Origin of the sequence: Paraburkholderia sp. BR14320 (assembly GCF_040948665.1) — a bacterium.
GTDB lineage: Bacteria > Pseudomonadota > Gammaproteobacteria > Burkholderiales > Burkholderiaceae > Paraburkholderia > Paraburkholderia youngii.
In genome coordinates this window covers 34,582-58,829 of sequence record NZ_JBFPKG010000014.1, presented here as the reverse complement: position 1 = coordinate 58,829, position 24,248 = coordinate 34,582, and the positions used below count along the sequence as shown (strand labels likewise).

The following is a 24,248-nucleotide window of genomic DNA, read 5'->3' as shown; positions in this document are numbered from 1 at the left end:
ATCCGATAAAAAGAGGCCGTTGCCGCTTCGAATCGGCAACGGCCTTTTTGTCTGATGACGACTCGCCGCGGCAAGTGCTCAGGGGTTCGCTCCGGTCGCCACCGGCCGTTTCGGATCGGAACTCCACTCGCTCCATGAGCCCGGGTACAACGCTGAGCCATGCAGGCCGGCAACCTCCATCGCGAGCGAATTCACGCAGGCGGTCACGCCCGAGCCGCATTGCAGCACCACGTGCTCCGGCGACGTGTCGCCGAGAAGCGCATGGAATTCCTCGCGCAGAGTGTGCGCCGGCTTGAAGCGGCCGTCGGCGGTCAGGTTGTCCTTGAAGAAGCGGTTCAGCGCGCCCGGGATATGGCCGCCGACGCGGTCGAGCGTCTCGTTTTCGCCGCGATAGCGATCGGGCGCGCGCGCATCCACGACGATTCGCTCCTTCGAGTCGAGGTTGCGCTCGATCGCCTGGCTATCGATGGTCACCGCGAGCGGCGCGGCCGCCTTGAAGTCGCCGGTATTCTGCGCGGGTACGGCCTGCGTCAGCGGTTGGCCAGCCGCTTCCCATGCCTGCAGCCCGCCGTCGAGCAGCGCGACCGCGTCGTGGCCGAGCCAGCGCAACAGCCACCAGACGCGCGCCGCGTACATGCCGCCGTGCGCGTCGTATGCGACGACCTGTTGACCTTGCTTCAGCCCCCGCGACTCGAGCGTTTCGACGAGCCGCGCGCGATCGGGCAGCGGATGCCGGCCGTTCGAGCCGTTCTTCGGCCCGGACAGATCGCGATCGAGATGCAGATAGTGCGCGCCCGGCAGATGGCCAGCCAGCCAGGCTTTCTCCCCCGCGTCGGTATCGGCGAGGTCGAACCGGCAGTCGATCACGAACACGCTGCCCGGCGCGGCCGTGAGCCGCTCGGCAAGATTGGTCGCGGAGATCAGGGTGGTGTAATGAGTGTGGGGCATGAGCGTCTCCTCGATACGGGCGATGGCGGCTGCGGGCCGCGTCGTTCACGCGGTTGGCGCAATCGCCGGTCTATGTCGTTAGTCTAAACAAAAAAAGACGGGTCGAAGCCCGTCTTTCCTTGAGTCGATCGATGCGCCGCGCGGCGCGGATCAGATCGTGCCGAGTTCGCGCCGCAGAAACTCATGGAAGTGCTGCATGCCGTCTTCCATCGGGCTCTGATACGGACCGACCTGCGACTCGCCGCGCTCCATCAACGCGAGACGGCCGGCGTCCATGCGCTCGGCGATCTCGTCGTCTTCGCGGGCCGTCTCCATATAGGCGGCGCGCTCGGCTTCGACGAAATCGCGCTCGAACAGCGCGATTTCCTCGGGGTAATAGAACTCCACCACGTTGGTGGTCTTCTGCGGACCGCGCGGAATCAGCCATGACACCACCAGCACGTGCGGATACCACTCGATCATGATGCCCGGGTAGTACACCATCCAAATCGCGCCGAACTCGGGCGGATTGCCGTCGCGAAAGCGCAGCACTTCATCGTGCCACTTGCGATACGTCGGGCTTCCCGGTTGCTCGAGCGCCTTGTGCACACCGACTGTCTGCACGCTGTACCAGTCGCCGAACTCCCAGGTTAGATCATCGCAATTGACGAAGCTGCCGAGGCCCGGATGGAACGGCGCGACGTGATAGTCCTCCAGATAGACCTCGATGAAGGTCTTCCAGTTGTAGTTGCACTCGTGGACTTCGACGTGATCGAACATGAAGCCCGAGAAGTCGAAGTGGCGCTTGGTGCCGAGGCGTGCGAGATCTTTCGCGACGTTGCGACCTTGCGCCTCGAACAGCAGACCCTGCCAGTTCTGCAGCGGCGTGGAGCCGAGATTCAGGCACGGGTTGTCGGCGAAATGGGGCGCGCCGAGCAGCTCGCCCTTCAGGTCGTACGTCCAGCGATGCAGCGGACAGACGATGTTCTGCGTCTGCCCGCGGCCGTTGAGCATGATGGCTTGCCGGTGGCGGCACACATTCGACAGCAACTCAACTTGCGACTGCTGGTTACGGACGAGTACCCGCCCCTCGCGTTCGCTGGGCAAGGCAAAATAATCCCCCGCTTCGGGCACCATGAGATCGTGGCCGATGTAGCGAGGACCTTTCTTGAAAAGGGTGTCGATTTCGCGCGTAAGAAGCGCTTCGTCAAAGTAAGCCGTGACTGGCAGCTGGCTGTGAACAGACCGCAACTGCAATGCATTGCTCAGATTGGACATTCCCACTCCCGATGAAGACGTGAAAGCAGTGAACAACCCAACCATCGAAGATTCGATTTAGGGAGCCCGCGATTATACCCGTTTCCCTGTGACAGGGACACTTAAGTCCCTGATTTGGGTTAAAAATGTCAAGAAAGTTCGGCATTTTCGCCGCAGACCTCGAGCTTTTTTTCTGCGAGACTTCAGGGTCGAAGCGGGGCAAAGGTGGACATCGGACAGGCTCGAAGCAAGGTGGCACGGCGGAGCGCAGGCCTTCGAGCGGATCGAAAATGTCGCTTTTGCCGTAGAATGTCCGACTTGTTTTAATTTTGCGACTATTCATGGCGAAGACCGCATCGAACGATTCCGCCGCCGCGCCAGCCGAAAGCGGCGACAGCGCGCCGCTGCCGGAGAATTACGAGGCAGCGCAGACGGAGCTGGAAGAGCTCGTTGCGCGCATGGAAGGCGGCAGCCTGAGCCTCGAGGAATCGCTGGCCGCCTACCGTCGCGGGGCGGCACTTGTCGCATTCTGTCAACAGCAGCTCGAAAAGGTCGAGCAGCAGGTGCGGGTCCTCGATGGCGAGACCCTCAAGCCGCTGCCCATGAATACCGCAGGCACAGCCGCGACTGAGAGCGGGGACGACCTATGACATTCGAACAATGGACGCGCTCGGTGCTCGAACGCGTCGAAACGGCTCTGGAACACTATCTGCCGGCCGAGACGACCGAACCCGCCAAGCTACACGAGGCGATGCGCTATGCGGTGCTGGGTGGCGGCAAGCGGGTGCGGCCACTCCTGTGCCACGCGGCCGGCGAGCTGACCGGCGCGCGCGCCGAACGCCTCGATGCGGCGGCGGCGGCGCTGGAAATGATCCACGTGTACTCGCTCGTGCACGACGACATGCCCTGCATGGACGACGACGAACTGCGCCGCGGCAAGCCGACGGTCCACGTCAAGTATGACGAAGCGACCGCGCTGCTGGTCGGCGACGCGCTGCAATCGCAGGCATTCGTCGTGCTCACGTCCGACGTATTGGGCCAGCCGCAGCAGGCCTCGCTCGTGCGCGAACTCGCGCTCGCCAGCGGCTCGATCGGCATGTGCGGCGGGCAGGCCATCGATCTGGCGAGCGTCGGCCACACGCTGACCCGCCCGCAACTCGAGACCATGCATCGCATGAAGACCGGCGCGCTGCTGCGCGCGGCCGTGCGCATGGGCGCACTGGCTGGCGAGACGCCGGACGCGCAGGCTCTGGCTTCGCTCGACGCCTACGCCGCCGCGGTCGGTCTCGCGTTTCAGGTCGTCGACGACATTCTCGACGTCACGACCGACTCCGCAACGCTCGGCAAGACCGCCGGCAAGGACGCGAAGGACGGCAAGCCGACCTACGTGTCGATTATCGGGCTCGACGCGTCGCGCGCGCTCGCGGCGCAACTGCGCAGCGACGCTCACGCGGCGCTTGCACCGTTCGGCGCTCGCGCACAGCGTCTTGCCGAACTGGCCGACCTGGTGGTGAACCGGGTCAGCTGAACGCGAAAGCCCGCCGCCGCGCACCCTCCATCCCCGGGGTGCATGAATGAAGTGCGGGCGCGTAAGTTTTCCTACAATGGAACGACGATGTACGACTTGCTGAAAACCATCGACGACCCGGCAGCCCTGCGCCGCCTCGATCGCCGTCAATTGCAACCGCTTGCCGACGAGTTGCGCGCCTTTGTGCTCGACAGCGTATCGCAGACGGGCGGCCATCTCTCGTCCAACCTCGGCACGGTCGAGTTGACCATCGCGCTGCATTACGTGTTCGACACGCCGCACGATCGGATCGTCTGGGACGTAGGCCATCAGACCTATCCGCACAAGATCCTGACCGGTCGTCGCGACCAGATGCACACGCTGCGTCAGTTGGGCGGCATCTCGGGCTTCCCGAAACGCGACGAATCGGAATACGACACCTTCGGCACCGCGCACTCGAGCACGTCGATCTCGGCCGCGCTCGGCATGGCGATCGCGAGTAAGCTGCAGGGCGACAATCGCATGGGTATCGCGGTTATCGGCGACGGCGCGATGACGGCCGGCATGGCCTTCGAGGCCATGAACAACGCGGGCGTCGAAGACGACGTCCCGCTGCTCGTGATCCTCAACGACAACGACATGTCGATCTCGCCGCCGGTCGGCGCGCTGAATCGCCATCTCGCGCGTCTGATGTCTGGGCGCTTCTACGCGGCCGCGCGTGCGGGCGTCGAGCGCGTGCTGCGGGTTGCGCCGCCGGTGCTCGATCTCGCGCGCAAGCTCGAGGAGCACGCGAAGGGCATGATTGTGCCGGCCACGCTGTTCGAAGAGTTCGGCTTCAACTACATCGGGCCGATCGACGGTCACGATCTCGATTCGCTGATCCCGACGCTGCAAAACATCAAGGAACTGCGCGGGCCGCAATTCCTTCACGTGGTCACGAAGAAAGGCCAGGGCTACAAGCTGGCCGAGGCCGATCCGGTGCTGTACCACGGCCCGGGCAAGTTCAACCCGGCCGAGGGCATCAAGCCGGCCGCGACGCCGTCGAAGAAGACCTACACGCAGGTGTTCGGCGAATGGCTGTGCGATGCGGCCGAGCTCGACTCGCGCGTGGTCGGCATTACACCGGCGATGCGTGAAGGCTCGGGCATGGTCGAGTTCGAAAAGCGCTTCCCGGATCGTTACTTCGACGTCGGCATCGCCGAGCAGCACGCGGTGACGTTCGCGGGCGGCCTCGCCGCGGACGGCATGAAGCCGGTCGTCGCGATCTATTCGACCTTCCTGCAACGCGCGTATGACCAGTTGATTCACGACATCGCGCTGCAAAACCTGCCGGTGGTGTTCGCCATCGATCGCGCGGGTCTCGTCGGTGCGGACGGCGCGACGCATGCGGGCGCGTACGACCTAGCGTTCATGCGTTGTATCCCGAACATGACCGTGATGGCGCCGTCGGACGAAAACGAGTGCCGTCAGATGCTGTACACCGCGTTGCAGCAGTCGCATCCGACCGCTGTGCGCTACCCGCGCGGCGCGGGTACCGGTGTCGCAACCGTCAAGCAGATGGCCGCGTTGCCGCTCGGCAAGGGTGAACTGCGTCGCGAGACGTCGGCGCCGGCTGGCAAGCGCATCGCGATTCTCGCGTTCGGCACGATGGTCGCGCCGTCGCTCGCGGCCGCCGAGCAATTCGACGCCACCGTCGCGAACATGCGCTTCGTGAAGCCGCTCGACACCGAACTCGTGCGCAAGCTGGCCGAGACGCACGACGCGATCGTCACCGTCGAGGAAGGCTGCATCATGGGTGGCGCGGGTTCGGCCTGCGTCGAAGCCCTGCTCGCAAGTGGGGTTATGCGCCCCGTACTACAATTGGGCCTCGCCGATCGGTTCATCGATCACGGGGACCCGGCCAAGCTGCTCGCCGCGTGCGGTCTCGACGCCGCGGGTATCGCCCGGTCGATTCGCGAACGCTTCCTCGCAAGCGGCGCGGTCGGCGGTCAGTCGTCGGTGAAGCGCGTCGCTTAAGGCGCTGTCGCCTGTCGTGCCGCCGCGGTACGACTCATGCCGCCGTCATGCGACGGCGGCTTCGGCAATCTCCAGTTTGAATCGACGGGTCCTGCGGCCCGTCACCCAACGCCGGCGGCAGCCGGCGTTCGCCGTTGCGCGCGCTGATCTGCACGGCCGCTGGGCGCTTCGAGCTCGCTGCGCGATGGTCGCCGATGCAGCGAGACCTTGACGTAGCCAGGCGCTTTCCAGAAAGGACAGAAGAATGAATCAGATGAATCCCGCCTTCGTGATGCCCGACGTGCAAAGCACCCCCGACACGCGCCAGATTCCGATCCAGCGGGTCGGCGTGAAGGGCGTGCGTCATCCGTTGACGGTCCGCACGCAAGCCGGTGAAGTGCAGCCAACGGTCGGCACGTGGAATCTCGACGTGCATCTGCCGGCCGAGCAGAAGGGCACGCACATGTCGCGCTTCGTCGCGTTGCTCGAAGAGAACAAGGCGCCGCTCGAACCGGCCACGTTCCGCACGATGCTCGCGGCCATGCTCGATAAGCTCGAGGCCGAGGCGGGCCGCATCGAAGTGTCATTCCCTTACTTCGTGAACAAGACCGCGCCGGTGTCGGGCGTGCAGAGCCTGCTCGACTACGAAGTCACGCTGACCGGCGAGACCCGCCATGGCGCGACGCGGCTGTTTCTGAAGGTGCTGGTGCCGGTCACGAGCCTGTGCCCGTGCTCGAAGAAAATCTCGCAGTACGGCGCGCACAACCAGCGCTCGCACGTGACGATCGATGCCGAGCTCATCGGCGACGTCGCTGTCGAAGAGTTGATCCGCATCGCCGAGGAAGAAGCGTCGTGCGAGCTGTGGGGTCTGCTCAAGCGTCCGGACGAGAAGTTTGTTACCGAGCGCGCGTATGAAAATCCGAAGTTCGTCGAAGACCTCGTGCGCGACGTTGCCCAGCGTCTGAACGCCGACGAGCGCATCGTCGCGTATGTGCTCGAAGCCGAGAACTTCGAGTCGATTCACAATCACAGCGCTTATGCGGTGATTGAGCAGGACAAGCGCCTGGCCTGATACGTTCTGTGTCGGTCTACGCCGCTCGTTGCAAAAGCATTGAACCCATGAAAAAGCCGCTTTTAAAGCGGCTTTTTTATCGTCTTGCGGCGCCGGTTCAGTGCGCGAGCGACGTCAGATCCCAGCGCGGCTTCACGGTGAACGCGTAGTCGTTGACGGCCTGTTCGGGCCAGCGTTGCAGACGCAGCGCGCCGGCCAGCGCGATCATCGCCCCATTGTCCGTGCACAGCGACAGGTCGGGATAGTGCACGTAAAAATTGCGCTTCTGCGCGGCGGCCGACAGCGCTTCGCGCAACTGCCGGTTCGCGCCGACGCCGCCCGCCACCACCAGCCGGTTCAGCTTCGTGCGCTTGAGCGCGGCGAGCGATTTCGCGGCCAGCACTTCGACGGCGGCATCGACGAAACCGCGCGCGAGGTCGGCCTTGGCCTGCTCGCAGATGTTTGCGCCGCCCAGCCGGTTGGCGTGCGTGAGCACGGCGGTCTTCAGGCCGCTGAAGCTGAAATCGAGGTCGCCGGAATGCAGCATCGGGCGCGGCAGCACGACCGCGCCGGGTGTGCCGAACTCGGCCATGCGCGAGACTTCCGGGCCGCCCGGATAGCCGAGGCCCAGCAGCTTGGCGGTTTTGTCGAAGGCTTCGCCGGCGGCGTCGTCGAGCGTTTCGCCGAGCGTCTCGTAGACGCCGACGTCCGTCACGCGCATTAGCTGCGTATGGCCGCCCGACACCAGCAGCGCGACGAATGGAAACGGCGGCGGCTCGTCGACGAGCAGCGGCGACAGCAAATGCCCTTCGAGATGGTGAATACCGACGGTCGGCTTGTTCCACGCCATCGCCAGCGAATTGGCGACGCTCGCGCCGACCAGCAGCGCGCCTGCGAGCCCGGGCCCTTGTGTGTAGGCGATCGCGTCGATGTCGCCGCGCGCGACGCCAGCGCGCTCCATCACCTCTTCGAGCAGCGGCAGCGCGCGGCGGATATGGTCGCGCGATGCAAGCTCCGGCACGACGCCGCCGTACTCCCGATGCATCGCAATCTGCGAATGCAGCGCGTGCGCGAGCAGGCCGCGCTCCGTGTCGTAGAGCGCGAGACCGGTTTCGTCGCAGGAGCTTTCGATGCCGAGAACGAGCATGATGAATCGCTTGGGACGGGCGCGCGCGACGCGCGTCCGAAAGTAAAAGGTAGGCCTGAAAGTATACCAGCGCGCACAAGCGGCCGCTGGCGGCCGGCTGCGCACGGGCATGGGCGCGAGGGCCCGGCAGGTACAATGCGGCCCCATGGAATCCTTCGATATCGCGGTGATCGGCGCGGGCGCGGCCGGCATGATGTGCGCTGCAGTTGCCGGTCAACTTGGTCGGCGTGTGGCGCTGATCGACCACTCGCAGCGTCTCGCGGAAAAAATCCGCATTTCCGGCGGCGGCCGCTGCAACTTCACGAATCTGTATGCGGGGCCGGCCAATTATCTGTCGGCGAATCCGCATTTTTGCCGCTCGGCGCTTGCACGCTATACGCCGCGCGACTTCATGGCGCTGCTGAAGCAGCATCGCGTGACATGGCACGAGAAGCACAAGGGCCAACTGTTTTGCGATCAGTCGAGCGACGCGGTCATCGACGTGCTCAAAAACGAGTGCGACGCCGGTGGCGTTGCATGGCGCACGCCGCTGTCCGTCGAAGAAGTGCGCCAGGACGCAGAAGGGCGGTTCCTGCTTGGCACGACGGCGGGCACGATCGCCGCCCGTGCGCTCGTGATCGCTACGGGCGGTCTGTCGATCCCGAAGATCGGCGCGACCGATTTCGCATACCGAATCGCCAAGCAGTTCGGCCACAAGCTGATCGACACGCGCCCCGCGCTGGTACCGCTGACCTTCGCGCCCGCCGACTGGGAGCCGTTTGCGGCGCTGTCGGGCGTGTCGCTCGAAGTCCAGCTGTCGACCGGCAATAAGAAGACCGGCGCGGAGTTCACCGAAGATCTGCTGCTCACGCACCGCGGCCTGTCGGGTCCGGGGGTGCTGCAGATATCGAGCTACTGGCAGCCCGGCGAGCCGATTCACATCAATCTGCTCCCGGAGCGCGACGCCGCGGTCGCGCTGATCGACGCGAAAAACGGCACTAAGCGGCAGATTGGCAATCTGCTGTCGGAGTGGGTGCCGCAGCGGCTCGCGCACGTGTGGCTCGACACGCACCAGGTGGCCGCCGAGGCCCGCGTCGCCGATTTGCCGGACAAGTCGCTGCGCCGCATCGGTGAGGCGCTGTCGCGCTGGACGCTCACGCCGAACGGCACCGAGGGTTATCGCAAGGCCGAAGTGACGCGCGGCGGCGTCGATACGCGCGGTTTGTCATCGACGACGATGATGAGCGCGCGGGTGCCGGGCCTCTACTTCATCGGCGAGGCGGTCGACGTGACCGGCTGGCTCGGCGGCTACAACTTCCAGTGGGCGTGGGCGTCGGGTGTCGCGGCCGGAGAGGCGGCCGCCCAATATGCCCGGGGGGCTTGACGGCGCAATGGCTTTGTGAGAAAGCTCTGCTATACTCCTGAACCTTTACAAAGTTCCGTTATTGAAAAATGACGACTATCCGCGTAAAAGACAATGAGCCGTTCGAAGTCGCCATGCGCCGTTTCAAGCGCACCATGGAGAAAAACGGCTTACTGACGGAACTTCGCGCTCGCGAGTTTTACGAGAAACCCACAGCCGAACGCAAGCGCAAGAAAGCGGCGGCGGTGAAGCGTCATTTCAAGCGTCTGCGTGGCCAGATGCTGCCAAAAAAGCTCTACTGATTCTGGCGTTGCCCCGCTGTACGCGGCGCGGCAGCATCCCAGCCGATGGCGGCACCACAGTGCCATCACGGCAAACCCGGCCCATCGGGCCAGCCGGCAGGGTCGCATCCACTACGCATATTGCGCCAACCCGCTTGAGGAAGAAGTCCCAAGCGGGTTTTCGTGCTGATGCGGCGGTATCGCCGCCATCGACCGGCCGGTTTTTCAACTTTTCAACGCAATTCAGGTGAGTGATGAGTCTCAAGGACCGGATCAACGACGATATGAAAGCTGCCATGCGGGCGCGCGAGACCGAGCGTCTCGGTACGATCCGCCTGCTGCTCGCCGCGATCAAGCAGCGTGAAGTCGATGAGCGGGTCACGCTCGACGATGCCGGCATAACCGCCGTGGTCGACAAGATGATCAAGCAGCGCAAAGATTCGATCAGCCAGTTCGAGGCCGCCGGACGCACGGATCTCGCGGACAAGGAAAAGGCTGAGCTGGCCATTCTTTCCGCCTATATGCCCGAGCAGATGTCCGAAGCGGAAATCGTTGCCGAAGTGCAGGCGGCGGTCGCGCAGACTGGCGCTGCCGGCCCGCAGGACATGGGCAAGGTGATGGGCGTGCTGAAGCCGAAGCTGGCCGGCCGCGCCGACATGACCGCCGTCTCCGCGCAGGTCAAGGCCGCGCTCGCGAAGTAACCCTGTCGATTTGTCCGGGTCGCGCGCCCCTCCGGAAGGCGAGGCGCGGGGCTTGGCCGCGGTGTCGAGCCCGGACTCCGGGCTTGGATTTTGAAGCTTTCCAGGCAGCGTTATTTACTGTGATCCCACCGTCATTCCTGCAGGACCTGCTCAACCGCGTCGATATCGTCGACGTGGTCGGCCGGTATGTGCAGCTGAAAAAGGGCGGCGCGAACTTCATGGGGCTGTGCCCGTTTCACAACGAGAAGAGTCCCTCGTTTACGGTTAGTCCGACTAAGCAGTTTTATCACTGCTTCGGCTGCGGTGCGCATGGCACGGCCATCGGTTTCCTGATGGAACACGTGGGGGCGTCGTTTCCCGAAGCGGTCAACGAGCTCGCGCAATCGGTCGGTCTCACCGTGCCGAACGAGCCTTCGCCCGGATATGGCGGTGGTGGCGGAGCTGGCGGCGGCTACGTGCCGGCGGCGTCGAAGGCTGTCACCACAGCGCTGTCCGATCTCATGCAGATCGCCTGTGACTACTACCGCAAGCAACTGCGCGGTGCGCCGGGCGCGATCCAGTATCTGAAAAAGCGCGGTCTGACCGGCGAAATCGCCGCGCGCTTCGGTCTCGGCTATGCGCCCGAAGGCTGGCAAAACCTCGAGGCGGCGTTCCCGAACTATCGCGACGACGCGCTGGTCGAAGCGGGCCTCGTGATCGTCAGCGAAAAGTCGGACGCGCAGGGTCAGAACCGCCGCTACGACCGCTTCCGCGAGCGGATCATGTTCCCGATCCGCAATGTCAAAGGGCAGGTGATCGGCTTCGGCGGCCGCGTGCTCGACGGCGGCGAGCCGAAATATTTGAATTCGCCCGAAACGCCGCTATTTAACAAGGGCAGCGAGCTGTACGGGCTGTTCGAGGCGCGTCTGGCGATTCGAGAGCAACATTACGTGCTGGTCGTCGAAGGTTATATGGACGTGGTTGCGCTGGCCCAATTGGGCTTCCAGAACGCGGTCGCGACCCTCGGCACCGCTTGCACACCGATTCATGTGCAGAAACTGATGCGCCAGACCGACACGGTCATTTTCAGTTTCGACGGCGACGCGGCCGGCCGGCGTGCAGCGCGCCGCGCGCTCGACGCGTGCCTGCCGCATGCCGCCGACAACCGGACGATCCGTTTCCTGTTCCTGCCGAGCGAGCACGATCCCGACAGCTACGTGCGCGAGTTCGGCACCGAGGCTTTCGCCGAGCAGGTCGAACGGGCGATGCCGCTGTCGCAGTTCATGCTCAACGAGGTACTGACCGGCAAGGAGCTCGATCAGCCCGAAGGCAAAGCCCGCGCGCTGTTCGACGCGAAGCCGCTGCTGCAGGCGTTGCCGGCCAACGCGCTGCGAGCGCAGATCATGCATATGTTCGCCGACCGGCTCGATGTGCCGTTCAGCGAAGTCGCGGCGCTTTGCGAAGTCGATGCCCGGATTGCGGCCGCGGCGCGCGAGGCGCCGGCCCGCAAGGACCGCCGCAGCGTGACCGGAATCGAGGAAAAGACGCTGCGCAACCTGGTGATGTATCCGCGCACGGTCGCGATGCTCGACGAAGAGGCCGAAGAGGCACTGCTCACCGTGACCCGGCACGGCGAACTGTTCGCGGAAGTGACGACGCACGCGCGCGCCCTCGGCGATTCGGCGGCGTTCCAGTTGTTGTCAGATCTCTTGCGAAATGGCGCGAACGCCCCAACTTTCGAGGAAATCTTTCGCAAAATTCTAGACTATGATGAAAACGTCCGGGATTTGCTGCTGAAAGACCCGCAGGACGCGGCCGTCATCGAGGAGCGGCGCGAGCAGGAACGAATCGTCGGCGAGGAGTTGAAGGCCGCAATTTTGAAGATGCGATACGACGCTTATTGCGATCGTCTCGAACAGCTTTCGCGACAGTCACGACATACGCCGGAAGAGTTTGCCGAGTTTTCGGAGCTCAACCGGAAGCGGGCCGACATGAAGCGTCAACTCGGTCTGTAGCGGAGAGGGCAAAACCTCGGGTGCTATAATCAAAAGTTTCTAGCAGTTTGTTTTTTCAAGGGTTTTCCTAGCAAAGGCGAAAGGCGATGCGATGGCAAAGACGACAGGCGGAAATCAGACAACTGGCTCACGCGCTAAAGAGCGCACCGGAAAAGTTACCGAAGCCAGGCTGACTGCATCCGCCAAAAGGACGTCTGCTGTCAGCGTTGCACCAGCTGCCGGGAAGAAGTCGTCGACCACTGCGGCCGCGCAGGCCGCACCGGTTCGGGCGGCGAAAGCTGTAGCACCGCCGGCTGCCAAGCGGGCGGGTGTCAGAAGCGCAAGGGAAGCGGCTGCCGTTAAGGACGATGCGGCAGCGCGCGTGACTTCAGTATCCACGGTTCATCCGGCTGTTGTCCAACAGCCGGGGGTCGAGACTACAGCCGGTACGGCGAACTCCATGACGAAAAAGCTGAATGAAGTACCCGTCGATGACGATGCAACCCAGGCCGAAGAAACCGCTGCCGCCGCACCGGGCAAGGTGGAAAAGGTCAAGGCTCGCGACCGTCGTGCAAAGGAAAAAGCGCTGCTGAAGGATGCGTTCGCGTCGTCGCAGCCTGGCACGGTGGAGGAGCTCGAGGAGCGTCGCTCCAAGCTGCGCGCGCTGATCAAACTCGGCAAGGAGCGCGGCTTCCTCACGTACGCTGAAATCAACGATCACCTGCCGGACAACTTCACCGAGACCGAGGCGATCGAAGGCATCATCAGCACGTTCAACGACATGGGCGTCGCGGTCTACGAACAGGCCCCTGACGCTGAAACGCTGCTGCTCAACGACAACGCGCCCGCGGCTTCGTCGGACGATGAAGTCGAAGAGGAAGCCGAAGTCGCGCTGTCCACCGTCGACTCCGAATTTGGCCGCACCACCGATCCCGTGCGCATGTACATGCGCGAAATGGGCACGGTCGAGCTGCTTACGCGCGAAGGCGAAATCGAGATCGCCAAGCGCATCGAAGACGGCCTGAAGCACATGGTGATGGCCATCTCCGCGTGCCCGACCACGATCGCCGACATCCTCGCGATGGCCGAGCGCGTCGCCAATGACGAAGTGCGCATCGACGAACTCGTCGACGGTCTGATCGACGCCGACGCGGAAGACGCCGACGGCTTCTCCGCCCAGGAAGCGGAAGCGATCGAGAACGAAGACGAGGAAGCCGAGGAAGAGGACGAAGAGGACGAGGAAGAGGACGACGGCTCGGCGCAAGCCACCGCCAACGCCGCGCAACTCGAAGCGCTGCGGCGCGCGTCGCTCGAAAAATTCGCGTTGATCAGCGAATGGTTCGACAAGATGCGTCGCGCGTTCGAGAAGGAAGGCTACAAGTCCAAGTCGTACCTGAAGGCGCAGGAAACCATCCAGAACGAGCTGATGACGATCCGCTTCACCGCGCGTACCGTCGAGCGTCTGTGTGACACGTTGCGCGCGCAGGTCGATGAAGTGCGCCAGGTCGAGCGTCAGATCCTGCATACCGTAGTCGACAAGTGCGGCATGCCGCGCGCGGAATTCATCGCGCGTTTCCCGGGCAGCGAGACGGACCTCGAATGGGCCGACAAGATCGTAGCCGAGGGGCATGTATATAGCGCGATCCTCACGCGCAACATTCCGGCGATTCGCGAACAGCAGCAGCGTCTGCTCGATCTGCAGGCGCGCGTGGTGCTGCCGCTGAAGGACCTGAAGGAAACCAACCGTCAGATGGCGGCCGGCGAACTGAAGGCGCGTCAGGCGAAGCGCGAGATGACCGAGGCCAACCTGCGTCTCGTGATCTCGATCGCGAAGAAGTACACGAACCGCGGTCTGCAGTTCCTCGACCTGATTCAGGAAGGCAACATTGGCCTGATGAAGGCGGTGGACAAATTCGAATACCGTCGTGGCTACAAGTTTTCCACGTATGCGACGTGGTGGATTCGCCAAGCCATTACGCGTTCGATCGCCGACCAAGCGCGCACGATCCGGATTCCGGTTCACATGATCGAAACGATCAACAAGATGAACCGCATCTCGCGTCAGATCCTGCAGGAAACCGGTCTCGAGCCGGATCCGGCAACGCTGGCCGAGAAGATGGAAATGCCGGAAGACAAGATCCGCAAGATCATGAAGATCGCGAAGGAGCCGATCTCGATGGAAACGCCGATCGGCGACGACGACGATTCGCATCTGGGCGACTTCATCGAAGATACGAACACGGTCGCCCCGGCGGATGCGGCGTTGCACGCGAGCATGCGCGACGTCGTGAAGGATGTGCTCGACTCGCTCACGCCGCGCGAAGCGAAGGTGTTGCGCATGCGTTTCGGTATCGAGATGAGCACCGATCACACGCTCGAAGAAGTCGGTAAGCAGTTCGACGTGACGCGTGAGCGGATTCGTCAGATCGAGGCGAAGGCGCTGCGCAAGCTGCGTCATCCGAGCCGTTCGGACAAGCTGAAGTCGTTCCTCGAAGGCAATTGACGTCGACGGCCGCGGCTCGCCGCAAATGATGCGATTAAAGGGGCCTCCCGGTCGTTTCGCGGAAGCGAAGCGGTTGCGGAGGCCCCTTTTTCGTGTAGTATGTCGGCCAATCGACGAAACGGGCCCGGCCTTCACGACCGGGTCTTTTTCTTGGGCTGGACGCCGTGTTGGTTGCAGGCAGTGGACTCATAATCCACCTCCGAAAGGACATCGTGGGTTCGAACCCCACCCGGCCCACCAAAGTATTGAAGAAAGGGTTCCGAATTCCGGAACCCTTTTTTGTTTTTGGGCGGCCTTCGGCTGCCTGTGTTTCGCGACACTCATTGGCATGTCGCTTGCTCTGACTCGGCTTCCACGCCCATCCAATAACGAGAACGATCATGCGAACCGACCACAGCGCAGCCGAGTTAATCCCGCCCCAACCCCTGCCAGCCGCGTCGCCCGCGTCGCTCGATGACGCCAACGAAGACCCGCCGCAGCCATCAGTGCGAGCACTGACGCGGGTCGCATTCTGCTTCGCGTGGCTATTCGGGCTGGAGCCGTTCCTCACGGCTTCGTCGGATGAGGTGGGGGATTCGCGCTTCGAACGTCACTGAGGCGTCGGGCGTTGCAATTTCGGTTTCGAGCCAACGCAACTTCTACAGGCGCCGCCGCCGGCGAGCTTGCCAGCGATCGCAGGAATAGCCGTTGCGCATCCAACGTAGGGAGAAGTTCCCGTCCACGTGGAGGCCGTCATGCAAACCGACCCAACCATCGATCCCGTCGCGCCTCCGAATCAGCCGCTCGAAGAATCCGACGGCCAGCCGCGTCCATTGCCCGACACGCCGCCCGATACCGACCCGCTCGCTCCGGGTTCCTCGCCCGAGGACGAGGAGGCGCTCGAGCGCGCTCCCCGCAAGCCATAAGCGCCGATCGCGCGTAATCAGGGAAACTCCGTGTAAATGCGGGTGCCGCCCGGCCGTTAATTGAATGTGGAAGGCCTGTTGATGCACGCCGTCCGCTTTCAGCGCGGGTCTTATCACGCGGCGGCCGGCGCCGCAATTCACCTCCGGGCAATGCCCGTGCTGAAGGCTTTTTCGAGTGATCGCGAGCGCATCTTTAGAGACGTGACAGAGGGGGCTTGCTAAAGCGTGAAATCAGAAGCCCGCCGCAATGGCGGTGTCTCAATAGTGAATGCTGATTCGACGCGACAGGCTGAGACCGTTGTGCTGCCAAGGAGTGGCAGCAACTGCTTACGTTGGCCAATAAAGACCAGGTGAATAGGCGGTCTTGTCGATTCGACGAGTTAATCGTGCTCGCTCGAAACGATTAATTGCCACATGAGCCAGGAAGACTGCATTAACCTCATTAAGTTCCCTTCAGCTCAAAGTAAATTTTAAAACAACGCGGAAAACCGTCATTCGAGCCATTCGATTACCAGAAATATCGACTGCTTTTTCGTCGATTTGCTCCGACCCGATTACGTCGCGCGTATTAAAACACTGTTGCAAACGCACAACTTCGAATATTGGCGCGTTGCAAATTCGTTTTGATTGGGGCTGGCGATCGGGCACTTAGATCTTGCGATAAACGTCGGAAAAACAAGAAGTTATCCCCATCGGCTCCAACATTGTTGCGAAATTCGAAAAACCCTGTTGCGTGAATTGTCGGCGTCGATACCAGGGTGTCCCCCTACACTCACGCTTCGCTTCAAGGGTGCCCGGTCGATCCGAACGGGTCGGCCAAGCGGGCGGCGGCAGATGCGATGCATCGGCTGCTGAGGCAGGTCCTGCTCCCCGTATAAATTTTTCGAATTGGAGTTCCCATGAAAAAGAGTCTCATCGTCGTTGCGGCTGCCGCATCGTTCGCTTCGGTCGCTCACGCACAAAGCAGCGTGACCCTGTACGGTCTGATCGACGCAGGTCTGACCTACACCAGCAACGTTGCTGGCAGCTCCAAGTGGGCAGCAAATAGCGGCGGCATCGACCAGAGCCGCTTCGGCCTGCGTGGCTCGGAAGATCTGGGCGGCGGTCTGAAGGCAATCTTCACGTTGGAAAGCGGCTTCAACATCAACAACGGCCAGTTCGCTAACAACAAGGGCATGTTCAACCGTCAGGCCTTCGTCGGTCTGTCGAGCGCGCAATTCGGTACGGTCACGCTGGGTCGCCAGTACGACGCAGCGCAGGACTACCTTGCACCGCTGACCGCAACGGGCAGCTGGGGCGGCACGAACTTCGCGCACCCGTTCAACAACGACAACCTGAGCACCAACGGTGGTCTGTCGGTCAACAACTCGGTCAAGTACTCGAGCGCTAACTACGCTGGCTTCACGTTCGGCGGCACGTACGGCTTCTCGAACCAGGCTGGTAACTTCGCAAACAACCGCCAGTACAGCTTGGGCGCTGCATACCAGTGGCAAGGCCTGCACCTCGGTGCTGCGTACGTACAGCAAAACAACCCGGCTGCTAACACGAGCGGCGCATCGGACGGCGTCGTGGCGAACACCGCGGGCGTCCTGACGGGCAACTTCCGTCAGCGTCAGTTCGGCGCAGGCGCTTCGTACGGCTTCGGCCCGGCGCTGGTCGGCGTGGCCTGGACGCAATCGCGCATCGACAACCTGGTTGGTGCTGCAGCTGGTCAGCGTCAAGGCCACACCAACAACTACGAAATCAACGGCAAGTACAACGTGACCCCGGCGATGGCTCTCGGCGTTGCGTACACGTTCACCGACGCACGCGGCTACGGCATCAACGCCGACGGTAACGACATGAAGACCCGTTACCACCAGATCGGCCTGCAGGCTGACTACTCGCTGTCGCGTCGCACCGACGTCTACGCTCAGGCTGTGTATCAGCACGCAATGGGCGACGGCGGCGTGGCTTCGATCTACAGCGGCGACAACACGGTTCCGACCTCGTCGTCGAAGAACCAGACGGCTGCTACGGTCGGTCTGCGTCACCGCTTCTAAGCTTCAGCAGAAGCTGCCTGTAGTACAGAAAGGTGCCGTTCGCGGCACCTTTTTTTATGCGCGCGGCAAACCGGTAAGCCGGTTTCCGTATGCGAGCCAAAAAACGGGCGTCCCTGGGAACGCCCGTTTTGCCATTACGACCCGGAGACCTAGAAAATCGTCCGCAGACCGAGCGCAACGCCGGTCTGGTTGTTGCGGCCCGGCAGTTCGACCGAGGCCGCGCCAGACACCTTGTCGAAATCGACGGTGCCGTACACCTCGGCACGCTTCGACAGCGCGTACTCGGCCAACCCGACGAACGTGTAGCGATAGCCGCTGCCGACCTGACCATTGCCGATCGCCGCGTTCGACATGTGGTCGTAGTACGCGGCGCCCGTCAGCGTCAGCGCGCGCGTGGCCTGCCACGTGACGCCGGCGAACGGTCCATTGTCGATGCGGCCCGAGCCCTTGACGATATCGACGCCCGGCACGAGCGTCTGCTGCGCGAGCGCGCTGTCGACGAAGCCGGTGTCGTCCTTCGAATGCAGGTAGCCGACGTACAGCTTCGTCGAACTGAACGCATACACCGCGTTCGCGTTGAAGATGGTCTGCTTGTGATTGCTGTTGTCGCTGTTCTGCTGCATGCCGGCCGCGACCGACAACGGACCCGCCACGTACGACAGCGTGAAGCCGTACATGTTGCCCGCGCCGAGATGGCCCGGCACCTGGCCCGAGAAGCCGCCCTCGCCGGTCGATTGCGAGTTCGTACCGAACGAGTACATCGCGGCCACCGTCAGACCTTTGAACGTGCCCGTGTATTTGACCGCGTTATCCGCGTACAGCCCCGCGCCGAGCGCGCCAGGCAGCCACGAGTTCTCGTTGTAGTTGCCGACCGTGAGCGGGTCGTAGGTGTCGCCGAGCAGGTCGAACAGCGGCGTCTTCTGGCGACCGAGCGTCAGCGTGCCGTACTGACTGCTGACGCCGACGTATGCGTTGCGATTGAAAATGCGCTGGCTATCCGAGGCCGAGCCGTTCTGCAGGTTGATACCGCTTTCCAGATCAAAGATCGCCTTCAGGCCGCCGCCGAGATCTTCCGAGCCGCGCAGACCCCAGCGGCTGTTGGTGATCGCGCCGTTGGTCATGTACAGACGGTCGTCGTTTTTGGCGTTGGAGTTCGTCAGATAGCGCACGCTGACGTCGGCGACGCCGTACAGCGTGATCGAGCTTTGTGCCGAAGCCTGTTCGGACGTCACGGCAAGCGCGGCGCCGCCGACGAGCGCGGCGGCCTTGATAAAGCGGATGTGTCTCAAGGGATTTCCTGCGTGTGGAGAGAGATTTTCTAGTTCGGCCGCGGCGCGCGCCGAGGGGCGGCGGCGCCGGGCGCGCCGATCATAGACCACGATCCGCGTTGGGCCATCAGGGCTTTGACGCAATAACCTATTGCCATATTTGACGATTGCGTCGGCTCGGATCACAAAAGTTGACTTTCTCCCAGGCAAGCTTCGAGTAGTCTCGAACGAGTTGATGTATCGACACTACTTTTGGAGCGACGCCAGCACGCGCCTGACGCGTGCGCTTTCACGCATGAATAGTCCATCTTCCGAATCCATCGGGACCACGCCGGTCGTTCAGGAATTGACCGACGAGCAATGGCAGCAGGTCGCGCCGCTATTGCCCGAAACCCTGCATGACGGCGTCCCGCGGCGTGGTCGTCCGCCGATCGATATTCGCCACGTGCTCAATAGCGTGATGTGGGTGCTGCACTCGCGTGCGCCGTGGAGCGCGATGCCCGGGCACTACGTGCCGTACCAGACCGCGCATCGCTACTATCTGCGCTGGAAAAGATCGGGCGTGTTGAGCGCGATCATGCTCGCGCTGTTCAAGACCGACGCCGCAATCCAAACGCGCGCGACACGCAAGGGCGGCGTGCGCGCCGGGTAGCCCGCGCCAGCCGCGCCGCTAGATCTGCTCTCGTCCGTACGCACCTAACCGCTCGAGATCGAGCACTTCGATCTGGTTATACGACAGACGCAAAATCCGCAGCTTCTCGAGGTTCTGCAGCGCCTGATTGATGCGCTGCCGCGACACCCCCGCGAGCAGACCGACCTCTTCCTGCGAAATCGCCAATGTGCGGCCCGTGTCCGGATACAGATCCGGGTTGAACAGCTGCGCGAGCGATTGCGCGACGCGAGCGTCCACGTCGAGCAGCCGGCTGTTCTGGATCGACGCGATGAATTCCCCCATCCGGTTGTTCAATTGGCGGATCACGAAACCCGTGAACGGCAGGCTCGCTTCGAGCAGCGCATGGAAAGTCGCGGACGGCACGAACATCACCAGCGACGGCTGGATCGCGGCCACGTCGTACTTGCGCAACTCGCGCTTGATCACGCTGCCTTCGCCGAACCAGCCGCCCGGCGGCACGCCCGACAGCGTGCAGCTGCGGCCCGACGCATTGTAGATAGCGAGCTTGATTAGCCCCGAGTGCACGCCGATCCAATAGTCGGACGGTTGCTGGCGACGCGCGATCCACGCGCCGCCTTCAAAGTGCTCGGCGTGCGCGCTGGCGAGCACCATCGCCTGATGCTCGGCGGCGAGCGCGCGAAACCATGCGCAGGTGGAGAACAGCCGCGCAAGGTCGGCGAGCGCGACGCGTTGCGGCGGGCGGGAGTCGGCGCGGTCGGTGAGAGGAGCGTCGGTCATCGGCGATAAGCGGCTTGGGAGCGGTTCCGGCTGAGCCAGGTCAAGGCGGGACGTCAGTGGCGCCACTCTGTCATTTGAATGACAGACAGTTCATGACGACAATTGCTAGGCTAGGCGCTGGTTATTCATAGAAAACGATCACAACCATCGGCGGCGCGGCTCGCGCCTCAGGAGACGAAGCAATGACACAGCACATGTGCGACGAAGGCCTCGGGCGGCGCGAGGCCAATTATGTCCCGTTGACGCCGATCGATTTCCTCGTGCGCGCAGCGCAAGTGTATGGCGAGCGGCTCGCGATCGTCCACGGGGAGACCCGCCGGAACTGGCGCGAGACCTATGAGCGCGCGCGGCGGCTCGCGAGCGCGCTGCACGGGGCCGGCATCGGCCGCGGCGATACGGTCGCCGCGCTGCTGCCGAACATCCCGGCGATGGTGGAGGCGCACTTCGGCGTGCCGATGGCCGGCGCCGTGCTGAATACGCTGAACACGCGGCTCGACGTCGCGACGCTGCTGTTCATGCTGCGCCACGGGGAGGCGAAGGCACTGATCGTCGATACGGAATATGGCGAGTTCGCGCATCGCGCTGCGCTCGAATTCCCGGAGCTGCGCGTGATCAGCGTGGCCGATGCGCAGCCCGCCGACGCCGCGCAGTTCATCCGCGCGACCGACTACGAGCAGTTCCTGCAAACCGGCGACCCGTCCTACGAGTGGACTCCGCCCACCGACGAATGGGACGCGATCGCGCTGAACTACACGTCGGGCACGACCGGTGACCCGAAGGGCGTCGTCTACCATCACCGTGGCGCGTATCTGAACGCGCTGAGCAATATTCTCGAATGGGATATGCCGAAGCATGCGGTCTATCTGTGGACGCTGCCGATGTTTCACTGCAACGGCTGGTGCTTTCCGTGGACCGTGGCCGCGCGCGCGGGCGTCAACGTCTGTCTGCGCAAGTTCGACGCGAAGACGGTGTTCGAGCTGATTCGCCGCGAGCGCATCACGCACTACTGCGGAGCGCCGATCGTACAGAGTTCGCTCGCGAACGCGCCGGCCGAATGGCGCGAGGGCATTACGCATCGCGTGTCGACGATGGTCGCGGGTGCCGCGCCGCCGCCCGCAGTGATCGCGAAGATGAAGCAGATCGGCTTCGATCTGACGCACGTGTACGGGCTCACCGAAACCTACGGGCCGGCGGCCGTCTGCGCGAAGCAACAGGAGTGGGACGCGCTCGACGAGCAAATCAGCGCCGACCTGACCGCACGCCAGGGCGTGCGGTATCACCTGCAGGCGGCGGTCGCGGTGCTCGATGCGGACACGCTCGCGCCGGTGCCGGACGACGGCGAAACGATCGGCGAGATCATGTTTCGCGGCAACATCTGCATGAAGGGCTATCTGAAGAACGAGCGCGCGACCGAAGCCGCTTTCAAAGGCGGCTGGTTCCACACCGGCGATCTTGGCGTGCGCACGGCCGACGGCTATATCCGCATCCGCGACCGCAGCAAGGACATCATCATTTCGGGTGGCGAGAACATTTCGAGCATCGAGGTCGAGGACACGCTGTACCGGCATCCGGCGGTGTCGGTGGCGGCGGTGGTCGCGATGGCCGATCCGAAGTGGGGCGAGGTGCCGTGCGCGTTCGTCGAGTTGAAGGAAGGCGCGCAGGCGACCGAGGAGGAAATCATCGCGCACTGCCGGCTGTTCCTGGCCGGCTACAAGTTGCCGAAGGCGGTGCGCTTTGGCGAGTTGCCGAAAACCTCGACGGGGAAGATCCAGAAGTTCGAGTTGCGCGCGCGGATCAAGGCGGAGGGGAAGGCGTAACGCGTCGCGACTACCGCTGTCTCACGGCGGCGCGCACCGAGTCACGTCGGCGCGCGCCGTTTCATGCTGAGGTCAAATCCCCACCTTGTGCGCGTTCAGAATCAGCCGCAGGCCCAGCGCGGTGACCGCGCTCGCGGCGATGCGGTCGATCCACGCCTTCCAGCGCAGATAGATTTCGCGCGGACGTTGGCTCGAAAAGCACAGAGCGACGATCGTGTACCAGCCCGCTTCGATCGCGAAGATCGCCGGCGGCAGCGCGAAATAGCACCACACCGGCGGATGCTGCGGTAGCAGCGCGGCGAAGATACTGCCGTAATAGACGGCCGTTTTCGGATTGCTGAGCTGCGTGCTCAAGCCGATCCAGAACGACTTGCGCGGATTGACGCCATTGCGGGTTTGCGTTTCGCTGAACGCGAGCGGCTTCGCGGCGCCGCGCCAGATTTTCGACGCCAGATAAATGAGGTAGACGCCGCCGGCCACTTTCAGCCCGACGTAGAGCCATTCGACCGTCGCGAGCAGCGTATAGAGCCCGAGCAGCGCGATGCCGCTAAAAAACACACCACCGATGCCCATGCCGAGCGCCGTGGCGAGACCGTCGCCGCGCGACAGACCGATCGCGTTGCGCGCGACGATGACGAAGCTGGGCCCCGGACTCATCGCGCCCAATAGCAGCGCGGCGAGGATCGTGAGGATGGCGGTCGAGGCGGGCATGGTCGTGTCTCCTGATGTCGGGCCGATGCCAGATGTTCTGGCGAATCCCGAGTTTCGCATTGTCCGCCAATCGGATGGTGGAAGCCACGATTACCGAAAACTCGGAAGTACCGCAATCAGTACAATTAGAAAAACTTCTTTGCTGCGGCCAAAATACATCGAATGCTAGAATCGCTTTCGATAATGTTCCCTCGCCACGACGAGGCGACGCACGAAGCGAAACACGGGCGCAATTCGAGCCCCCTTCGATTCTTCGAGTAGCCGATTCGCTTGATCCCAGCGCTTTAATCCAGACTCTGACAGGCATCAGTTGCAAATGCGGGTTTTTACGCATTTGCAGGGATCGCGTGAATTCGTCGAATTGCATTCGTTCAAATTGAATTAAGCACGAGCCTCGCGTTGCTATGCGAGTTGCCAGTTTGTCTAATGCCAGCAAGAGCTGCGACACCAATACGTTATGAAACAACGAGAAGGACAACAACGACTGTTCGAACGCGACGAGAACCTGCGCGAGCGCATGATCGCGTGGATCCGCCGACGCATGGACGACCACAACATCACCCTCGAAGCACTGGCCGAATCGCTCGAAGCCGATGCGAACGCCGTGGCCGCGGTGCAGTATCGCGACGCGTTCGGCAACACGTGGGACGGTCACGGCGATAAACCGGCGTGGCTCGCGCGCGCGATTCACGCCGGACAGAGCATCGATCACTTCCGCTGCTGAGCGCGCGCAGCCGCACCGCGAAACGCCCGCGCGAAAAAAAGCCCGCGCGAGGCGGGCTCGATTTTTACTGCTCGGCGCTTCGCGACGAATCGCGCATCACAGGTCGAAAAACACGGTTTCCTTGTCGCCCTGCATGTGGATGTCGAAGCGATACACGTTGGCCGTCCCGGCAACGCGGCGCGCGATCAGCGTGCCACGGCGCTCGGCCGGCACCGACGCCAGCACGGCGTCCTGCTCGTTCGCCTGCGCTTCGTCCTCGAAATAGATGCGCGTGAACGTGTGCAGCAGCATGCCGCGCATCGTCAGGATCACGTCGATGTACGGCGCTTCGTCGGGGTTCGCGCGGCCCGGCTTCACCGTTTCGACGATAAAGCGCTTATGCGGGTCCGTACCGGTGCCGACGCGCGCAAAGCCGTGAAAACCGGTCTTCAGGATCTCGTCGCGCGATTCCGGATAGTGGCCGTTCGAGTCGACTTGCGACATTTCGATCATCGCGTCGCCGACTACCTTGCCGTCGCCGTCGAACACCTGACCGACGATCGTGATGTGCTCGCCAGCCGCTTCCATCTCGGCCAGAACGTTGGTGAACAGGCTCTTGTAGTCGAAGTCGTATTGCTGCGGGACAAGACCGTAGGCGAAGTACGGACCAACGGTTTGCGAAGGCGTTTGCTTGAGAGTCGTCATGG

22 protein-coding genes and 1 tRNA gene are annotated in these 24,248 nt (G+C 63.0%); 16 read left to right on the top strand and 7 right to left on the bottom strand.

Annotation, left to right across the window (positions count from 1 at the left end; translation table 11 throughout):
• Positions 1-78 precede the first annotated feature (78 nt).
• The gene (locus tag AB3X89_RS15755) at positions 79-948 is read right to left on the bottom strand and encodes a sulfurtransferase (RefSeq protein WP_368584115.1); all 870 of its coding nucleotides are present in this window, start codon (positions 946-948) and stop codon (positions 79-81) included.
• Positions 949-1,098: 150 nt separating this feature from the next.
• Positions 1,099-2,205 (bottom strand): aromatic ring-hydroxylating dioxygenase subunit alpha, encoded by a 1,107-nt coding sequence (locus AB3X89_RS15750; protein ID WP_368584114.1) that lies wholly within the window; start codon positions 2,203-2,205, stop codon positions 1,099-1,101.
• Between the two features lie 320 nt (positions 2,206-2,525).
• Here AB3X89_RS15750 and AB3X89_RS15745 point away from each other — a divergent pair, with 320 nt between their 5' ends.
• The 4 genes from AB3X89_RS15745 to folE2 all read left to right on the top strand — a co-directional run bounded on the left by AB3X89_RS15745 (position 2,526) and on the right by folE2 (position 6,758).
• Complete coding sequence (locus tag AB3X89_RS15745; protein ID WP_090808406.1) at positions 2,526-2,834, top strand: exodeoxyribonuclease VII small subunit; 309 nt, start codon at positions 2,526-2,528, stop codon at positions 2,832-2,834.
• Positions 2,831-3,712 carry a polyprenyl synthetase family protein gene (locus AB3X89_RS15740; protein WP_368584113.1) on the top strand — a complete coding sequence of 294 codons (882 nt, stop codon included), beginning with the start codon at positions 2,831-2,833 and terminating at the stop codon, positions 3,710-3,712. The genes AB3X89_RS15745 and AB3X89_RS15740 overlap by 4 nt, the downstream gene beginning before the upstream one ends.
• 87 nt (positions 3,713-3,799) lie before the next feature.
• On the top strand, positions 3,800-5,707 hold the full coding sequence (gene dxs / locus AB3X89_RS15735) for a 1-deoxy-D-xylulose-5-phosphate synthase (protein WP_368584112.1): 1,908 nt from the start codon (positions 3,800-3,802) through the stop codon (positions 5,705-5,707).
• Between the two features lie 244 nt (positions 5,708-5,951).
• Positions 5,952-6,758: a GTP cyclohydrolase FolE2 gene (gene folE2 / locus AB3X89_RS15730; protein ID WP_368584111.1), complete on the top strand. Its 807-nt coding sequence runs from the start codon at positions 5,952-5,954 to the stop codon at positions 6,756-6,758.
• 97 nt (positions 6,759-6,855) lie between these two features.
• Here folE2 and tsaD read toward each other — a convergent pair whose 3' ends face one another.
• Positions 6,856-7,884 (bottom strand): tRNA (adenosine(37)-N6)-threonylcarbamoyltransferase complex transferase subunit TsaD, encoded by a 1,029-nt coding sequence (gene tsaD, locus AB3X89_RS15725; protein ID WP_013093004.1) that lies wholly within the window; start codon positions 7,882-7,884, stop codon positions 6,856-6,858.
• A 145-nt stretch (positions 7,885-8,029) separates the two neighbouring features.
• Here tsaD and AB3X89_RS15720 point away from each other — a divergent pair, with 145 nt between their 5' ends.
• The 9 genes from AB3X89_RS15720 (at position 8,030) to AB3X89_RS15680 (ending at position 17,631) form a co-directional block, all read left to right on the top strand.
• The gene (locus AB3X89_RS15720; RefSeq protein ID WP_368584110.1) at positions 8,030-9,247 is read left to right on the top strand and encodes an NAD(P)/FAD-dependent oxidoreductase; all 1,218 of its coding nucleotides are present in this window, start codon (positions 8,030-8,032) and stop codon (positions 9,245-9,247) included.
• A 68-nt stretch (positions 9,248-9,315) separates the two neighbouring features.
• A complete protein-coding gene (gene rpsU / locus AB3X89_RS15715; RefSeq protein WP_008919901.1) occupies positions 9,316-9,528 on the top strand; it encodes a 30S ribosomal protein S21 in 213 nt (70 codons plus the stop codon).
• 233 nt (positions 9,529-9,761) lie between these two features.
• The gene (locus AB3X89_RS15710; RefSeq protein WP_176378918.1) at positions 9,762-10,208 is read left to right on the top strand and encodes a GatB/YqeY domain-containing protein; all 447 of its coding nucleotides are present in this window, start codon (positions 9,762-9,764) and stop codon (positions 10,206-10,208) included.
• Between the two features lie 119 nt (positions 10,209-10,327).
• Entirely contained in the window at positions 10,328-12,202 is a 1,875-nt protein-coding gene (gene dnaG, locus AB3X89_RS15705; RefSeq protein WP_368584109.1) for a DNA primase, read from the top strand.
• Positions 12,203-12,293: 91 nt separating this feature from the next.
• Positions 12,294-14,684, top strand: a complete 2,391-nt coding sequence (gene rpoD, locus AB3X89_RS15700) for an RNA polymerase sigma factor RpoD (protein WP_368584108.1) — start codon at positions 12,294-12,296, stop codon at positions 14,682-14,684.
• Between the two features lie 152 nt (positions 14,685-14,836).
• Positions 14,837-14,924 (top strand) — tRNA-Ile (locus AB3X89_RS15695).
• Positions 14,925-15,064: 140 nt separating this feature from the next.
• On the top strand, positions 15,065-15,280 hold the full coding sequence (locus tag AB3X89_RS15690) for a hypothetical protein (RefSeq protein ID WP_368584107.1): 216 nt from the start codon (positions 15,065-15,067) through the stop codon (positions 15,278-15,280).
• A gap of 138 nt (positions 15,281-15,418) precedes the next feature.
• Positions 15,419-15,589: a hypothetical protein gene (locus tag AB3X89_RS15685; RefSeq protein ID WP_368584106.1), complete on the top strand. Its 171-nt coding sequence runs from the start codon at positions 15,419-15,421 to the stop codon at positions 15,587-15,589.
• An 899-nt stretch (positions 15,590-16,488) separates the two neighbouring features.
• The gene (locus AB3X89_RS15680) at positions 16,489-17,631 is read left to right on the top strand and encodes a porin (protein ID WP_368584105.1); all 1,143 of its coding nucleotides are present in this window, start codon (positions 16,489-16,491) and stop codon (positions 17,629-17,631) included.
• Between the two features lie 149 nt (positions 17,632-17,780).
• On the opposite strand, the gene AB3X89_RS15675 is transcribed toward AB3X89_RS15680, so the two are convergent.
• Positions 17,781-18,920, bottom strand: coding sequence for a porin (locus tag AB3X89_RS15675; RefSeq protein WP_368584104.1), 1,140 nt, complete (start codon positions 18,918-18,920; stop codon positions 17,781-17,783).
• A 274-nt stretch (positions 18,921-19,194) separates the two neighbouring features.
• Between AB3X89_RS15675 and AB3X89_RS15670 the strand changes: the two genes are divergently transcribed.
• The gene (locus AB3X89_RS15670; protein ID WP_368584103.1) at positions 19,195-19,551 is read left to right on the top strand and encodes a transposase; all 357 of its coding nucleotides are present in this window, start codon (positions 19,195-19,197) and stop codon (positions 19,549-19,551) included.
• 18 nt (positions 19,552-19,569) lie between these two features.
• On the opposite strand, the gene AB3X89_RS15665 is transcribed toward AB3X89_RS15670, so the two are convergent.
• Positions 19,570-20,310: a Crp/Fnr family transcriptional regulator gene (locus tag AB3X89_RS15665; protein ID WP_368584102.1), complete on the bottom strand. Its 741-nt coding sequence runs from the start codon at positions 20,308-20,310 to the stop codon at positions 19,570-19,572.
• Positions 20,311-20,492: 182 nt separating this feature from the next.
• Here AB3X89_RS15665 and AB3X89_RS15660 point away from each other — a divergent pair, with 182 nt between their 5' ends.
• Complete coding sequence (locus AB3X89_RS15660; protein ID WP_368584101.1) at positions 20,493-22,127, top strand: acyl-CoA synthetase; 1,635 nt, start codon at positions 20,493-20,495, stop codon at positions 22,125-22,127.
• Positions 22,128-22,199: 72 nt separating this feature from the next.
• Here AB3X89_RS15660 and AB3X89_RS15655 read toward each other — a convergent pair whose 3' ends face one another.
• Positions 22,200-22,838 (bottom strand): LysE family translocator, encoded by a 639-nt coding sequence (locus AB3X89_RS15655; protein ID WP_368584100.1) that lies wholly within the window; start codon positions 22,836-22,838, stop codon positions 22,200-22,202.
• Positions 22,839-23,295: 457 nt separating this feature from the next.
• Here AB3X89_RS15655 and AB3X89_RS15650 point away from each other — a divergent pair, with 457 nt between their 5' ends.
• On the top strand, positions 23,296-23,562 hold the full coding sequence (locus AB3X89_RS15650; protein ID WP_368584099.1) for an H-NS family nucleoid-associated regulatory protein: 267 nt from the start codon (positions 23,296-23,298) through the stop codon (positions 23,560-23,562).
• 96 nt (positions 23,563-23,658) lie between these two features.
• Here the strand turns inward: AB3X89_RS15650 and pcaG are convergent, their stop codons facing one another.
• Positions 23,659-24,246 (bottom strand): protocatechuate 3,4-dioxygenase subunit alpha, encoded by a 588-nt coding sequence (pcaG, locus tag AB3X89_RS15645; RefSeq protein WP_368584098.1) that lies wholly within the window; start codon positions 24,244-24,246, stop codon positions 23,659-23,661.
• Between the last annotated feature and the right edge of the window lie 2 nt (positions 24,247-24,248).